This is a genomic window from Streptomyces sp. S6 (genome assembly GCF_054880855.1).
Genome location: NZ_JBTYMC010000148.1, coordinates 1 through 16,168, shown reverse-complemented (window position 1 = coordinate 16,168; position 16,168 = coordinate 1). Strand labels below are relative to the sequence as shown.

Below are 16,168 nucleotides of genomic sequence, written 5' to 3'. Positions count from 1 at the left end.
CGGGTGGAGGGGGCGGTGAGGCCGGACCGGGCCTCGGACGACAGTTGCCGGGGCCGCCCCCGGCAGCGGCGGAAGCGCCCCCCGAAGGCGGCGAAAGCGGTTGTGCAACCGTCCTCGTCACCCGCGACGGCGCCCCCGTCAGCCGCTCGGCGGCGCCGCCGAGTGAGGCCTCACATATTGATCATGTGACCGGCGAGCCCGTGGACCGCCTCCTTCACGGCCTCGCCCAGCGTCGGGTGCGCGTGCACGTTGCGGGCGACCTCGTGGACGGTGAGGTCCCACTGCTGCGCGAGGGTCAGCTCCGGGAGGAGTTCGGTGACGTCGGGGCCGATGAGGTGGCCGCCGATCAGCTCGCCGTGCGTGGCGTCGCTGATGAGCTTGACGAAACCGGTGGTGTCGCCGAGGCCGTGGGACTTGCCGTTGGCGGTGAAGGGGAACTTGGCGACCTTCACATCGTAACCCTTTTCCCGCGCTTGCTGCTCGGTGTAGCCGAAGCTGGCGATCTGGGGCTGGCAGTAGGTGGCGCGGGGGATCATCGCGTAGTCGAGTTCCATGGTCTCGGCGTCCGCGAGGGTCTCGGCGGCGATGACACCCATGGCCTCGGCGGTGTGCGCGAGCATGAGCTTCGCGGTGACGTCGCCGATGGCGTAGATGTGCGGCACAGAGGTGCGGCAGCGGCCGTCCACGTCGATCGCGCCGCGCTCGGTGAGCCGTACGCCGGTGGCCTCCAGGCCGTAGCCGGTGACGTTCGGGGCGAAGCCGATCGCCTGGAGGACCTTGTCGGCCTCGATGACCTGCTGGGCGCCGTCCTTGCCGGTGACGGTGACGCGGACCTGGTCGCCGGAGTCGTCGATGGACTCGACGCGGGTGGAGGTGAGCACGTCGATGCCCAACTTGCGGTACTGGCGGGCGAGTTCGGCGGACACCTCGGCGTCCTCCAGCGGGGCGACGCGGTCGAGGAACTCGACGATCGTGACCTTCACGCCGTAGTTGTGCAGGACGTACGCGAACTCGATGCCGATGGCTCCGGCGCCGGCGATGACGATCGAGCGGGGGAGGTCGCCTGCGAGGATCTGCTCCTCGTAGGTGACGACGCGCTCGCTCTTCTTCGTGCCGGGCAGGAGGCGGGGGGTGGCGCCGGTCGCGATGACGCAGTCGCTGAAACCGATTGCCCTCGTCGTTCCGTCGGCGCCGGTGACCTGGAGGGTGTTCGCGTCGAGGAAGGTGCCCCGGCCGTCGAACTCGGTGATCTTGTTCTTCTTCATCAGGTAGTGGACGCCCTTGACGCGGCCGTCGGCGACGCGGCGGCTGCGGGCGTACGCCTCGCCGTAGTCGAAGGTGACCTGGCCCTCGACCTTGATGCCGAAGGTCTTCGCCTCGCGGGTGAAGATGTGGGCGAGTTCGGCGTTGCGCAGCAGCGCCTTGGTGGGGATGCAGCCGACGTTGAGGCAGACGCCGCCCCAGTACTTCTCTTCGACTACGGCGACGCGCTTGCCCAGTTGGGCGGCGCGGACGGCGGCGACGTAACCGCCGGGACCCGCTCCGAGTACGACGACGTCGAATCGCTCGTCCTGCTCGACCATGGTGGAGGCTTCCTCTTCCCTCGGCTGAGATGGCCGCCGGAAACCGTTTGTGGCACGGTTTCCGGCGACCGGTTCCGAGGTCGATTCTGCTACTGGGCCGAGGTCGGACGGCGGGACGCGGCTGTCGCTTCCGTCACGTCCTTGATCGGCCGCAGCCGGTAGGTGTAGGCGTGGTCGCGGTCGGCGAAGAGCTTGAACTCGTCGTGGGTGTGCGCACCCCAGCTGTCGTCGCCGCCGATGCCCATCTGGCGGTGGTTGACGCGCAGGACGATCTCCTTGCGCGGCGTGAGCTGGTAGTCGTGGCGCACTCCGGCGGACAGGTCCTCGGGGGTGAAGTGCGAGGCGTTGATCTCCAGCAGGGGTTCACCGGAGACCAGCAGTCCCCTGCCCCGGCCGTCGGTGAGGGCGGCCCACCGCACGTCGGTCTTGTTGCCGTTCTCCTGCGGGCGGATGTACGGCGTCCACTGCTCGGTGACGCTGCCGCTCCAACGCCCCACGTCCGTACCGTCCTTGCGGTCCCAGTGGTTCTCCTCGGGACCCCGGCCGTACCAGTGCAGTTCACTGAGGCGCGCGGGCAGGAACAGCAGGTGTCCCACTTCGGGGATGTACGGCAGGTTCGCCGCTCCCGGGTGCAGCGTGTGGTCGATCTTGATCTCGGCGTTGCCGAAGACGGTGTAGACGGTGGTGTACGTCGACGGCGTGGTCGTGGGCAGGGTGCCACCGACGGTGATCTCGACGGCCCGGCCCGCGAGTTGCCGTACGGTGACGCTCTTCACCTCGCGCCGGGCGCCCGCGTCCCGCCAGGTCTGGTTGCGGATGTTCTGCCCGTTGCCCTTGTCGTTGTCGGTGGGCGCCCGCCAGAAGTTGGGGGTGCCGCCGGAGACGAGGAGGGGTGAACCGCCCACGGTGTAGGAGGTGATGAGGCCGCTCGCCCTGTCGACGGCGACGGTGAAGTCCTTGCCGGTGACGGTGACCTTCGCGGCGTCCTCGGTGTGGGTCAGTGCCGGAACGCCCTTGAGGGGTAGGGGAGTCACGGCCGGGCTGCCCGCGTCGAGGGGGAACTGCATGCGGGCGACCTCGTGGCCGGACTTCGCCCAGGGGGTGGACTCCTTGAGGGCGAAGGCCAGTTGGAGGAAGTACTCGGCGCCGGGGGCGGTTTTCGCGGGGAGTCTCACCGGGACGGTGATCGCCTTGCTGCTGAGCGGCGCCACGTCGAGCTGGTCGCGGCCCAGTCTGCCCTTCTGGACGGTCTCGCCGTCCCGGACGAGCGCCCAACTCGCGTCGAACTCGCGGAGGTTGGTGAAGAGGAACTCGTTGACGAGGGTGACCGCGCCGGGGGTCGTGCCCGCCGTGGCGTTGATCTCCTGGTAGACGCGCTTGACCTCGGCGGCCTTGCCGGTGTGGCCCCGGTCGGCGGTGACGATGCCGTCGGCGACGAACGCGCCGTCGTTCGGGAAGTCGCCCCAGTCGCCGCCGTACGCGAAGAACGTCTTCTCCTTCGGCTTCACCTCGGTGCGGCCGACGGTGGCCGCGTCGAACCAGAGGCGGACGTCCTTGTCGGTCGACTGCCGTGTGGTGGAGGCGAGTTCGGTGGCGGTGAGGGCGCGGGCGTAGACGTGGGCGCGGCGGATCGTGCCCATGAACTCGCGGGTGTGGTTGTCGGTGTCGTTGGCGAGGGCGAGGGGCGCGGTGTTGCTCGCGGGGCGGCGGTTCGTCGTCCGCGTGGCGCGTGCGGTGCCGTCGGCGTACAGGGTGAGGGTTCCGGCGTCGACGTCGAGGACTCCCGCGACGTGGTGCTCGTGGCCTGCCCAGTCGGCGGGGAGGGGCCAGTTCACGCTGACCCACTGGCCGCCGTCGTGGAAGAAGAACTCCAGTGACTCGTTGCTCTGTTTGAGCGCGTACTGGGTGTCGCCCTTGGCGATGATGGGCTGCTGGTAGCCGGTGACGCGGGGGGTGATCCAGGCTTCGAGGGTGAGGGAGCCGGTGAGGTCGAGGCCGGGGTCGCGGGGGAAGACGGTGGCGCCGGAGATCCCCTTGTCGCGGTCGAACGTCCCGGCGGACGACATGAGTTCGGCACGCAGTTTCAACGGGCCGGTCTCGGTGAGGAGTTGGCGGACCGGGGTGCGCTCGATGAGGGACTGGTCGACGAAGTCCCAGATCCAGCCGCCCTGGAGGACGTCGTAACGGCGTACGAGGTCCCAGTACTTGGTGAGGTTTCCGGTGGAGTTCCCCATGGAGTGCGCGTACTCGATCATCACGTACGGCCGGGTGTCGCGGGTGTCCTTGGCGAAGGACTCGACGCGGGAGGGCGAGTCGTACATCCGGGAGCGGATGTCGCTGATGCCTGGGCGGCTGTCGCCCTCGTACTGGACGACGCGGGTCGTGTCGTAGGACTTGATCCAGTCGTGCATGTTCACGAACGTCCGGCCGCCGCCCGCCTCGTTGCCGAGGGACCAGATGACGACGGAGGCATGGTTCTTGTCGCGGTGCACCATGTTCTGGGCGCGGGCGACGCAGGCGGCGCTCCAGTCGGGGTGGTCGCCGGGGAACCGGTCGCGGATGCCGTGGGTTTCGAGGTTGGTCTCGTCGACGAGGTACAGGCCGTACTCGTCGGCGAGTTCGTACCAGTGCGGGTTGTTCGGGTAGTGGGAGGTGCGGACGGAGTTGATGTTGAGCTGTTTGATCAGCTTCATGTCCTTGACGAGGTCCGCGTGGGTGAGGGCGGTGCCCCGTTCGGGGTGCATCTCGTGGCGGTTGGTGCCCCGGAAGGAGACGGGCTTGCCGTTGATGCGCATCAGCCCGTCCTTGAGGGCCAACTCGCGCAGGCCGACGCGGTGGGAGACGGTTTCGACGACTTTCCCCGCCGGGTTCCGGAGCTGGAGAACGGCCGTGTAGAGGTAGGGGTGTTCGGCGGACCACAGACGCGGGGCGGGGACGGCCTTCGCGGCGGTCACGGTGACGTCCTCGCCGGGGGCCGTCACCTCGACGCGCTGACTGAGGGGGCGCGGCCAGACGGGGTGGCGCCGGGCGTCGTACAGCATCGTGTCGACGGTGTAGGTGCCCTTGGTGCCGTCGTAGGCGCGGACACTCGCGGTCACCGACAGGTCGGCGGTTGTGCAACCGTTTGCGAGCGGGGTGTCCAGCTTGAAGTCGCGCAGGTGGACCTGCGGGGTGGAGTAGAGGTAGACCGAGCGGAAGATGCCGCTCAGCCGGATCATGTCCTGGTCCTCCAGCCAGTCGCCGTCCGAGTAGCGGTAGACCTCGACGGCGATCTGGTTGGTGCCCGGTCTGAGGTGCGGTGTGATGTCGTACTCGGCGGGGGTGTAGGAGTCCTCGCTGTAGCCGACGAGTTGGCCGTTGATCCACACGTAGTGCGCGGACTTGACGCCCTCGAAGTGCAGGAAGGTGCGCCGTCCCGACCAGTCGCGCGGGATGGTAAAGGTGCGGCGGTACTGGCCGACGGGGTTGTAGCGGGTGGGGGCGGCGGGCGGCTGGGGGTTCTCGCCGAGGCCGTTGGGACCCCAGTAGGGGTAGGTGATGTTGATGTAGATCGGGAAGTCGTGGCCGTGCCGCTGCCAGACCGAGGGCACCGGGATCGTCTCCCAGCCCCGGTCGTCGAGGTCGGTGCGGTGGAAGTCCTCGTCGCGGTCCTCGGGGCGGTCCGCGTAGGCGAACTTCCACCGGCCGTCGAGGCTTTGGCGGTACGGGGAGCGGGTGCGGTCGGCGGCGAGCGCCGGGGCGAGGCCGTCGTAGGGCATCAGGGTAGTGTGCGGGGGCTCGGTGCCGACGCGGAAGAGGTCGATACGGCCGTTCCACTCGGGCTGCGCGGCGGCCTCACCGGCCGCTCGGGCGCGGTACGCGGTCGCCGGGGAGGCCGACAGGGCGAGCGCGCCCAGGACGGCGGCGGAGCCCTCCAGCAGCCGGCGGCGGCTGACCGCCGGGCGCGGGATGTCCGTCGGGAGCGGGGAGTCCGTCGGGAGCGGCGGTTGCGGGTGCGGGTGCGGCATTGACCGTGACCTTCCTCGGTTCCTCAGGATGAACAGTCCTGTCGGATGCTGTTGACGAACCGAACAGCGAAACGTTTCACTGACGCCCCGTCAATTCATCCCAACTCCGCCCGCTCTGCCTGGCGGACGAGGGAGCACTGCTGGTGAAACGGGTTACTTCCGAGCCAGCCACACCCTAGGTGCCGGGTACAGCCGAGGCAATCACCCTGTAAGACTTTGTTCATTTCTGAGTGACCGAGTTCAGCGTTCTCGCAGTCCCGCAAGTAGCGGGAAAGCACTTCCGAGAGCGGCGATCCAAGCCACAATGGACTGACTTGGGGGGCTCATGAAGATCTCAGGCTTGCTGTTTCTCCTGATTGCCGCGCCGATTGCCGTATTCCTTGTGCCGCGTCCCAAGTGGGTGCGGGCTCGGGAGCAGTACGACTTGCCCGCGGTCGAGAAGGTGGCGGAGCGGGTGCGGTATTCACTGCTGGTTCCGGCGGTCCACGAACCGTATCTCGACGTGATGTTCAGCCGTCTGTCGACCATCGGCCGACGGGACTTCGAGGTGCTGCTGCTCGTTCATCCGAACGACGAGTCGACGCTCAGGCAAGCGCGGCGACTGGAGAAGCACGACTCTCAGCGATACCGGGTGATCACGGTGGTTTCATCACCGCCCAGACTGGCCGCCGACCTGAACGAGGGACTCCCCCACTGCAACGGAGAGGTCGTCGGGTTCCTGGAGGTCGGCGACACGGTGGAGCCTTCGCTGCTCCACCGTGTCGACGGGGCCTTCCGGGCCTCCGGGGTCGATGTGGTCCGGCTCGCAGTGGATGTGCCTCCCGTTCTGTCGGCCGGGGAGGTCGCCCAGCGGACCGACGGTCTCGTACAAGTACGGGGACGGCGGCCCGTACGGGTCACAGAGCACTTCTGGCGAGGTCACAGCGGCGGCTACTTCGTCCGCGCCGACCTGTTGAGGCTGCTCGGCGGCTGGGACGACGACTGCACCACCGAGGAACTGGAGCTGATGTTGCGCCTGTTCAGCTACGGCGCGCGCGGCGCGGTGCTGTACGGGCAGGAGACCCGCCTCGTATCCAAGACCAGTCGGCTGTTCATCGCCCAGGCACGTGTGCTGTTCAACCGGCGTGTGCGCCGGCATATCGGACTGCTCCAGATCTACCGCACCGGCGAATGGCGCCGCGTACCCTCCCGTTTCCGCCGCTGGGCGGTCCGGCTGTCGCTGGTGCTTCCCCTGGTACGAGACGTGATCGGGCTGCCGACGGTGTTGTTGGGCGGACTGCTGAACAGCAACTTCACGCATCTGCCGAACGCCGTCCAACTCGGCTGGGGCTTCTTCCTCACTGCCCTGCTCATCGGGTCGGACGCCGACTCTGTACTCTGGTCCCGCCTCCAGAACAGGCAGGGTCGGCCCTGGTGGTATACGGCGTCGTCGCTAGCGGTACTGCCGGTCATGTTCACCCTCAACGTCCTGACCCGCGCACCGGCCGCCCTCACCGCCCTGTTCCGCTACCTCCTCTACGACACCCGCGTCCTCAACGCCCACTTCGAACGCAGCCTGCTCACGCCACCTCCCCGCCGAGCCGCCGAACCGGCACCGCCCCCCGCTCCCGGTGACCTGCTGGACCTCGCCTCCTCCCCCTACACCCCCTCGGCGGCGCAGAACATCGCCGCCGGACTGGAAACCTTGTTCACCACCCTGGGACCACCCCCCGAAGCGCAACGACTCGCCGGGACAGGCCCCGCCCCCAAGGGAGACGGAGGTGCCGGTGATGGCTGAAGAACTCGGGACCCAGCCGGCACGGCAGCCGAGTGCGCTGGACATCGCCGCGCAGTGGGCCCAACTGCCCGCCGAGCACCTAGCGGTGGCGCTCAGTGCGCTGGAGCCGCAGCTCGCCAGGGAGCACGAGGCGCGGATGCAGTCCGAACGGGCGCAGGCGTATGCCGAGTTGGAGCAACTGCGTTCACAGGAAGCGGAGTTGAAGCGAGCGCACCGGCGGCGGTTGACGGGGACGTACTCCGCCGTGTTCGTGGCGCTCGCCACCCTGGGTGCGTCCGTGTACTTCGGGACGCATCAACAGCCTTGGCTGGCCATCACGTTCTTCGGCCCGACCCTGCTCTCCCTGGTGAAGATCCTCGCGCTGGGCCGAAGCGACGCGGACGACATGAAGCAGGCGGCGGCTGCCGTGCGGGCGGCGACGAACATGCTCCCTCCGCCGCCCTGACTCAGTACACGTCCCTCATGTACCGCTTCTCCGCCGCCAGTTGCTTCACGTACGCCGCCGACTCGGCCTCGGTCATGCCGCCGTGGAGCTTCGCGATGTCGCGGAGGGCGCGGTCGACGTCCTTGGCCATGCGGGAGGCGTCGCCGCAGACGTAGAGGCGGGCGCCGTCGCGGAGCCAGGTCCAGAGCCCCGGGCCGTGTTCGCGCATGCGGTCCTGGACGTAGACCTTGGCGCGCTGGTCGCGGGAGAAGGCGGTGTCGAGGCGGGTGAGGGTGCCGTCGGAGAGGAGGGCGGTCAGGTCGTCCTCGTAGTAGAAGTCGGTGGAGCGGCGCTGTTCGCCGAAGAAGAGCCAGTTGGGGGCGTGGTGGCCACGGGCTCGGCGTTCGTGGAGGAAGCCGAGGAAGGGGGCGATGCCGGTGCCGGGGCCGATCATGATCGCGGGGACGCCGGGTTCGGCGGGCGGGCGGAAGTGGGGGGAGCGCTGGACGTGGAGGGGGACCTCGGTGCCGGGTCCGGCGTCGGCGAGGAAGGGGGAGCAGACGCCCTGCCGGAGGTGACCCTCACGGTTCTCGTAGCGGACGACGGAGACGGTGAGGGAGACGAGGTGGGGGTCGGTGAGGGGGCTGGACGATATGGAGTACAGGCGGGGACGCAGGCGGCCCATGACGTCCGCCCACTCCTGCGCGTCCGCCCCGACCCCGAACTCGGCGGCCACGTCGACGGCTTGCCGCCCCCAGGACCACTTCGCCAGCTCGTCCTTGTTGTCGGGCCGCAGCAGCTTGCGCAACTCACGTGGATCGCGGGTGCGTTCGGCGGCGAACCGGAGCAGGGAGGGGGTGACGCGGGTGATGTCGAGGTGCCGGGAGAGGGCCTCGTCGAACGGGACCCGGTTCCCTTCGACGCCGACGGGGGTGTCCGCGTCCACTCCGGTGACGGTCAGCCACTCCTTCACCAGGGACGGGGAGTTGAGGGGTCGGACGCCCAGCGCGTCGCCGGTCTCGTACACGAGGGGCACCTCGCTGTCCCGCGTGTCGAACGTGAAGCGGCGGACTTCCTTGCCGGAACCGGGGCCGCTCAGGAGGGTGTTGCCGATGAGACGGCCGGTGGCGGTCGCGGGGGTGGGGCGGGTGGGAGTGGGGGCGATGTGGCTCGGGTGGGCCGGGGCAACGAGCCCGGCTGGCACCGGAGTTGAGGACGTCTCCGTGGTCGGGAGTGCCTCGGTGACCGTCAGCGCCCCCAGCACCCGATCCAGCCACTCCCCCGCCCGCGTCTCGTAGTCCGGCTCGCAGTCGATACGCGGCGCCAGCCGCACCGCGCCCAACTCGCCGAGCCGGTCGTCGAGTCGGCGCCCGTGACCGCAGAAGTCGTCGTACAAGGAGTCCCCGAAGGCGAGGACCGCGTACCGGCGCCCCTCCAGCCGGCCCGCGTCGGGTGCGGCGAGGCCCGCCCAGAAGCCGGCGCCGTTGTCGGGGGCGTCGCCGTCGCCGAAGGTGCTGGTGATGAGGAGGAGGTCGGCGTCGGCGGGGAGGGTGGCCGGGTCCGCCTGGTCCATCTCGACGAGGGACGCGGTGTGTCCGCCCTCGGTGAGGCGCGCGGCGGTGGCGGTGGCGAACTCCTCGGCGTTGCCGGTCTGTGAAGCCCACAGGATGACAACCTGCCGTGGAGCGACGGGATTCGGGGCCGCCGTCCTCGAATACAGGCCCGCGAGCGTGCCGTTGACCCACAGGGCGTGCCCGGGGCTGAACGGCGCGTCCGGCGGCAGCACCGGGACGCCGGGTTCGCCCGCCGGGATCGCGGCGAGGAAGCCGAGCAGGTACTGCCGTTCGCGTTCGCTGAGCACGGGGGGCGGGGTGGGTTCCAGGCCGAAGAGGGAGGCGGAGAGAGCGGGCGGGGAGGAGGGGGAGGTGAGGGCGGTGGACGGCACCGGCAGGGTCGGGGGCGAGGCTGGGGTCAGCCGCGAAGTCCCGCTCGACAGCGGCGCCTTGACTGCTCCTGCCGATACCGATCCCTCCCCCTCCCCACCCGGCATCCGCACACTCACCGCCGTCGCCGTCCGCGTCAACGACACCGCGCACACCTTGAGTTCGGGCTGGAACGACAAGGGGTCCACGGCGTCGCTGCTGACCGCGTTGACGCTGAGGTACTCCCCGAACAGGTCGTTCCAGTGGAACGGCGCGAAGCAACTCCCCTTCCGCACCCGGTCGGTGACGACGGCCGGCAGCACCGCCCGCCCCCGCCGCGAGGCGACCTCCACCGAGTCCCCGTCCACCAGCCCGAGTTGTCCCGCGTCCTCGGGGTGGACCTCCACGAACGGCCCGGGGTCCAGCTTGTTGAGCTTCGCGACGCGCCCCGTCTTCGTCAGCGTGTGCCACTGGTGTTGCAGACGCCCGGTGTTGAGGACGAACGGGTAGTCGTCGTCGGGCATTTCGGCGGGCGGCAGGTGCGGGCGGGCGTGGAAGACGGCCCGCCCGGAGGGGGTGGCGAACCTGAGGGAGCCGTCGGGGCGTACGTACCGGATCGGGTTGCGGTCGGGCCCGTCGGGAGCGGCCGGCCACTGCACCGGCGTCCGGCGCAGCCGCTCGTAGGTCACCCCGCGCAGGTCGTACCCGGTGGCCGGGTTGTACGCGCCCTTGATCTCCTCGAAGATCTCCTCCGCACCGGAGTAGGTGAACCCGTCCGCGTACCCCATCGCGCAGGCGATGTCGGCGATGAGCCTCCAGTCGGGGACCGCCTCGCCGGGCGGGTCGACGGCGGGGCGGGCCAGCGTGAGGGTGCGCTCGCTGTTGACGAGGACGCCCTCGGTCTCGGTCCACAGCGCGCCGGGCAGCACGACGTCCGCGTACGCGGCGGTCTCGGTCTGCGCGAACACGTCCTGGACGACGACGAATTCGGCCGCCTCCAGGCCCTCGATGACGGTCCTGCGGTTGCCGACGGAGGCGACAGGGTTGGTGCAGATGATCCAGCAGGCCTTGATCTCGCCGTCGGCCATCCTGCGGAACATCTCGACGGTGCCTTTGCCGACGCCGTCGGCGCGGATGGTGCCGGGTTCGAGTCCCCACAGCTTCTCGGTGAACTCCCGGTCCGCGTCCACGAGCACGGACCGCTGACCGGGCAACCCCGGGCCCATGTAGCCCATTTCGCGTCCGCCCATGGCGTTGGGCTGGCCGGTGAGGGAGAACGGGCCGCTGCCGGGGCGGCAGATGGCGCCGGTCGCGAGGTGCAGGTTGACCAGCGCGTTGGTGTTCCAGGTGCCGTGGGTGGACTGGTTGAGGCCCATCGTCCAGCAGCTCGTCCACTCCCCCGCCTCGCCGATCAGCCGGGCCGCCTCGCGGAGGTCGGCCTCGGGAATGCCGGTCGTTTCGGCGACCGTGTGCGGCGGGTAGCCGGCGAGGAACTCGGGCATCGCCTCCCAGCCCTCGGTGTTCGCGGCGATGAACTCCGGGTCGGTGTGGCCGTTCTCGACCAGCAGGTGCAGCAGCCCGTTCAGCAGCGCGAGGTCCGTCCCCGGCTCGATCTGGAGGTACAGGTCGGCCTTCGCGGCGGTGGCGGTGCGGCGCGGGTCGACGACGATCAGTTTCGCGCCGGACGACTTGATCCGGTCCAGCATCCGCAGGAACAGGATGGGGTGGCAGTCGGCCATGTTGGAGCCGATGACGAGGAAGACGTCCGCCCGGTCGAGGTCGTCGTACGACCCGGGCGGGCCGTCGGCGCCCAGTGACAGCTTGTATCCGGTTCCCGCGCTCGCCATGCACAGCCGCGAGTTCGACTCGATCTGGTTGGACCCCAGGTAGCCCTTGACCAGCTTGTTCGCGAGGTACTGGGCCTCCAGGCCGAGCTGTCCGGAGACGTAGAGGGCGACGGAGTCGGGGCCGTGTTCGTCGACGATCGCCCGGAGCCTGCGGGCCGTTGCGGCAACCGCTTCCCCGACCTGCGTCGGGTGCGGTTCCGCGCCCCGGTCCGTGCGGACGAGGGCGGTGGTGAGGCGGCCGGGCGCGGAGAGCATGTCGGCCGTGGTGGCGCCCTTCGTGCAGAGCCGGCCCCGGTTCGCGGGGTGCTCCTTGTCTCCGGACGCCTTCAGGACCGTCCGCCGTCCGTCGGGACCCCGGCCGATGTCGAGGACCATGCCGCAGCCGACACCGCAGTACGAGCAGACCGTGCGCACCTTCGTCGCGCTGTCGGCCTGCGGGTCCGGCTCGGCTGCCACGGGCGGCCCCCTTCTGTCTGACGATCGGCCTGGTGAGAGCCTCACCGACAGTACGAACCCCTGGTTACGCCGGTGTCTCCCTCGCAGGTCACCGGGGGTTAACCCCGCCGCACAGGGGAGGCGGGCGGCGTGTGAGCGAATCTCAGGGGTGCCCCCGTCCGGCGTCGGACTGCACGCTCACGGTAACCGCTCCCACAACGTCGGCGCCTACCACGCGGAGACACTCGCCGCCCCCGCGTAGTCCCGCGCGAACGCCGTCGCGTACGGCCCCGTCCTCGCCAGCGCCCGGATGCGCTCGCGCCGCAGCTCCAGGGCGAAGCGGCGTTCGCCGGGGTCGCCGGACGGCAGGTGGAGCAGGTCGAGGAGCCGGTCGGAGAAGTCCTGGGCCCACCAGGCGGCGGCCAGCCGACGGGCCTCGTACCCGGCGAGGACGGTGTCATCGCCGTGCCGGACGCGGCGGATCAGACCGTCCGCGAGGTCGACGGCGTCGGCCACCGCGAGGTTGAGGCCTTTCGCGCCGGACGGGGTGAGGAGGTGCCCGGCGTCGCCCGCGAGGAACACCCCGCCGGCCCGGAGGCGGCGCCGGACCCGGCCGCGCATCCTGAGCATGCCGGTCTCGCGCAGCCGCAGGGGTCTCGGGCCGCTCTCGCCGGGGTCGAGCCGCAGGGCGAGCTGTTCGCGGAGCCGGTCCTCGGGCCAGTCGGCGGGGGTGTGCTCGGCGGGGACCTGGAGGTAGAGCCGGGCGAGGTTCCCGGCACGCGGCATCATGCCCGCGAACCCGGCCTCGTGAACGGCGTAGAGGACGCCCTCGACGGGGTGGCTCATGTCGGCGAGGACAGTCAGCCAGTCGTACGGGTAACGCCGTTCCAGGGCAGGGGAGTCGGGGAGTCCAGCGGCGACGACACCCCGCGCGCCGTCGCATCCGACGACGAACTCGGCACGCACGACGCCCCGTTCGAGGCGCAGCACCGTCCCGTCCAACTCCCGTACCGGGGCGTCGAAATGGACCGGGCAGCCCGCCCTGTCCAGCAGGGCCAGGAGGTCACGGACGAGGAACTGCTGCGGATACACCCAGTGCCGGTACCCCCCGGACTGCTTCCCGTAGTCGACACGGGTCCGCTCACCGAGGCACAGGAAGTCGCACCAGCCGTGCCGCTCCCCCTCCTTCAACAGCCGCTCGGCGAGACCGTGTCCGGCCAGCAGATCGACGACGCGATGCTCCAACAGCCCCGCGCGGGCCCGCTGTTCGACGTACTCCCGGCTGCCGCGCTCCCACACCTCGACCTCGATCCCGGCGCGGTGCAGCAGCGCGGCGAGGACGAGCCCGGCGGGTCCGGCGCCGACCACCGCGACCCGGCCCGCGCTCATCGCACGGCCGCCGGGACGATCGCCGGGTTGAAGAGTTCGCGGATCGCGGCGAACGGCCGCTCCCCGTGCCACAGGAGGTACGCCTTGTACGCGGCCGGCTCCCCGCACGGCCCCCAGGGCCGCCGCCCCGCGTCCAGCAGAGAACGCCGGAAACCGGTTCCCGCCCGTTGCAGCATGGGCCCGAGCGGCGCCGAGGTGTCGGCGAGGCACAGCTCCGCCGACGGGCACAGCTCCGGCCGGGCCACCACCACGTTCCGCGACAGATCGCTCCCGTCCGGCCCGCCGAGCACGGAGTGCCGCACGACGGTCTCGCCGCCCTCGGCACCGAGCAACTCCCCCGCACCCCAAGGCGTTTCGGCGGCCGGGACCCGGCGCTGCGCGGCCCGCAGAACGGTCACGTCGGCACGGGTCCAGGCCCGCAGCAGGGTCGTCGTGAGGCCGTCGGCGCTCAGCAGCAGCCGGGTGGCGGGGTGGGTGAAGCGGCCGATGCGGACGGCGATCTCCTCGGCGGTCCGCGCGACGAGGTCGACCCGCTCCTCGACGCCCAACTCATCGGTCCAGATTGGTGATTGCACCGGCACGCTTCCTCGGACGATCTTGACGGACAACGCGCCGAAGCTAACAGCTGAACGTTTCTCCCATTCCGGAAGAAACGTTCCGGCACCGAGAGTCACCCGACCGGATGAACCAGGGCGATCCGGGTACGACGATCAGACAGCCGCGTACGCCGTGAACGTGCCGTACGCCGCCTCGTCGAAGAGCACGAACCGCACCTCCTCGACCCGCGTCGGCGTCTCCCGCACCGTCCGCACCGCGATCCGGGCGGCGTCGTCCATCGGCCAGCCGTAGACGCCGGCGGAGATCGCGGGGAACGCGACCGTGCGGGCGCCGAGTTCGTCGGCGACCCTGAGGGACTCGCGGTAGCAGGAGGCGAGGAGGGCGGAGCGGTCGTCGGTGGCGCTGTGGACGGGGCCGACGGTATGGATCACCCAACGGGCGTGCAGATCACCGGCAGTTGTGGCGACTGCCCGGCCGGTGGGCAGGCCCTTCCCGTAGTGGGAGGCGCGCAGCTTGCGGCAGTCCTCCAGGATCGCCGGGCCGCCCTTGCGATGGATGGCGCCGTCCACGCCACCGCCGCCGAGCAGCGAGGAGTTCGCCGCGTTGACGATGGCGTCGACGGACTGGGCGGTGATGTCGCCCTGGACGAAGGTGATGGTGGTCATGGGGCGTTTCTACCAACTCCGACGCCGCTCTCACCCGTTCTTTTCGGGCCGGGTGGGGAGGCGTCCGTGGCTGACCCGAATGCCGGAGGGGTCGAGAGGGACCGTACCCCGCCTGCTCGAAGTGCGCGATCAACGGGCCCAGTCCGACGGTGAGTTCGTCGTGCACGGACGGGAGTTCACTCTCCGCCGCGTTTGATGGAGTTGCCTTCGTGGAGTGCGGTGTCGTCGGGTTTGATCTCGTCGAGTTCGAGTCGGCCGCTCTGGCCGTAGAACGCGACGGGGTTGCGCCACATCACCCGGTCCACGGCGTCGTCGTCGAACCCGGCGGCCAGCATCGCGTCGGCCGTCTTGCGCGTCTTGAGCGGGTCCGAACGGCCCCAGTCCGCCGCCGAGTTGACGAGAACCCGGTCGGTGCCGTGCTGTTTGAGGATCTCGACCATGCGGTCCTCGCTCATCTTCGTCCTCGGATAGACCGAGAACCCGGCCCAGCAGCCACTGTCGAGGACCATGCCGACGGTCAGCTCGTTCAGGTGGTCCAGGACGACGAGTTCGGGCGCGATCCCGGACTCGCGGACGACGTCGAGGGTGCGCCGCGTGCCGGTCGCCTTGTCGCGGTGCGGGGTGTGCACGAGGGCCGGGAGGCCGTGTTCCCGGGCGAGTTGGAGCTGGCGGGCGAGTGCCTCGTCCTCCGCCGGAGTCATCGAGTCGTACCCGATCTCACCGACCGCGACAACCCTGTCCTTCGCGAGGTAGCGGTCGAGTTCGTCCAGCACGGGGAGGCAGCGCGGGTCGTTGGCCTCCTTCGGGTTCAGGGCGATCGTGCAGAAGTGCCGGATGCCGAACTGCGCGGCCCGGTACGGCTCCCAGCCCAGCAGCGCGTCGAAGTAGTCGTAGAAACTCTCCGGCGACGTACGCGGCTGGCCCAGCCAGAACGCGGGCTCCACCAGGGCCCGCACCCCGGCGGCGTACATCGCCTCGTAGTCGTCCGTCGTGCGGGAGGTCATGTGGATGTGCGGGTCGAAGATGCGCATCAGGAGACTCCTGCCAGGGCGTTGAGGGCCCGTTCGGCCGCGGCGCGGCGGTGGGGGTCGGGCGATTCGGCTTCGGCGGGCAGCCCGGAGGCTTCCAGCGTGCCGGGGTGGGCGCGGACGACGGGCCAGATGTCGGCGGGGACGTCGCGTCCGGCGGCGACCCGTTCGTGGGCGAAGTCGCAGAGCATACGGGCGAGTTCATGGTCGGCGCGGTCGGTGAGGCCGGCGACGCGGTCCAGTGGGATCTCGGTGAACACGCACTTGAGGACGGCGTGCCGGTAGCCGTCGGCGTCGAGGTGCCGGGCGGCGTACGGGCCGACGGCCGCCTCGACGAGGGTGGTGTCGTTGGCGCGCAGCGCTTCGAGGACCAGGGGGAGTCCGAGGTCGGCGAAGGTGGGGTCGGTGTCCTCCAGGTGGGCCAACGACATGAGGACGGCGCGCTGTTCGGCGGCGTCGCCCCGGTGGTGGAGGGCGGTGATCTCGTCGGCGAGCGCGGCGCCGCGCAGGGGCAGGGCGGCGAGCAGACGGAC

10 protein-coding genes are annotated in these 16,168 nt (G+C 70.3%); 2 read left to right on the top strand and 8 right to left on the bottom strand.

Features of this window, described 5'->3' with window-relative positions:
• Positions 1-170: 170 nt before the first annotated feature.
• Positions 171-1,583, bottom strand: coding sequence for a dihydrolipoyl dehydrogenase (gene lpdA, locus ACVNF4_RS20710; protein ID WP_461804338.1), 1,413 nt, complete (start codon positions 1,581-1,583; stop codon positions 171-173).
• 89 nt (positions 1,584-1,672) lie between these two features.
• Positions 1,673-5,590 carry a glycoside hydrolase family 2 TIM barrel-domain containing protein gene (locus tag ACVNF4_RS20705; RefSeq protein ID WP_461804337.1) on the bottom strand — a complete coding sequence of 1,306 codons (3,918 nt, stop codon included), beginning with the start codon at positions 5,588-5,590 and terminating at the stop codon, positions 1,673-1,675.
• 382 nt (positions 5,591-5,972) lie between these two features.
• On the opposite strand from ACVNF4_RS20705, the gene ACVNF4_RS20700 reads away from it, so the two are divergent.
• The gene (locus ACVNF4_RS20700) at positions 5,973-7,367 is read left to right on the top strand and encodes a glycosyltransferase family 2 protein (RefSeq protein WP_461804336.1); all 1,395 of its coding nucleotides are present in this window, start codon (positions 5,973-5,975) and stop codon (positions 7,365-7,367) included.
• Positions 7,360-7,812 carry a hypothetical protein gene (locus tag ACVNF4_RS20695; protein ID WP_461804335.1) on the top strand — a complete coding sequence of 151 codons (453 nt, stop codon included), beginning with the start codon at positions 7,360-7,362 and terminating at the stop codon, positions 7,810-7,812. Before ACVNF4_RS20700 ends, ACVNF4_RS20695 begins: the two co-directional genes overlap by 8 nt.
• Position 7,813: 1 nt before the next feature.
• On the opposite strand, the gene ACVNF4_RS20690 is transcribed toward ACVNF4_RS20695, so the two are convergent.
• From ACVNF4_RS20690 to ACVNF4_RS20665, 6 genes are all read right to left on the bottom strand, one after another.
• On the bottom strand, positions 7,814-11,935 hold the full coding sequence (locus tag ACVNF4_RS20690; protein ID WP_461804339.1) for a molybdopterin-dependent oxidoreductase: 4,122 nt from the start codon (positions 11,933-11,935) through the stop codon (positions 7,814-7,816).
• A gap of 288 nt (positions 11,936-12,223) precedes the next feature.
• Positions 12,224-13,384, bottom strand: a complete 1,161-nt coding sequence (locus ACVNF4_RS20685) for an FAD-dependent monooxygenase (protein WP_461804334.1) — start codon at positions 13,382-13,384, stop codon at positions 12,224-12,226.
• Positions 13,381-13,959 (bottom strand): hypothetical protein, encoded by a 579-nt coding sequence (locus ACVNF4_RS20680; RefSeq protein WP_461804333.1) that lies wholly within the window; start codon positions 13,957-13,959, stop codon positions 13,381-13,383. Before ACVNF4_RS20680 ends, ACVNF4_RS20685 begins: the two co-directional genes overlap by 4 nt.
• Before the next feature lie 135 nt (positions 13,960-14,094).
• Positions 14,095-14,607 carry an O-acetyl-ADP-ribose deacetylase gene (locus ACVNF4_RS20675; protein WP_461804332.1) on the bottom strand — a complete coding sequence of 171 codons (513 nt, stop codon included), beginning with the start codon at positions 14,605-14,607 and terminating at the stop codon, positions 14,095-14,097.
• A gap of 176 nt (positions 14,608-14,783) precedes the next feature.
• Entirely contained in the window at positions 14,784-15,638 is an 855-nt protein-coding gene (locus tag ACVNF4_RS20670; protein WP_461804331.1) for a TatD family hydrolase, read from the bottom strand.
• Positions 15,638-16,168, bottom strand: a 531-nt coding sequence (locus tag ACVNF4_RS20665) for an EboA domain-containing protein (protein ID WP_461804330.1), incomplete at its 5' end; no start/stop codon positions are given. The genes ACVNF4_RS20670 and ACVNF4_RS20665, both read right to left, overlap by 1 nt.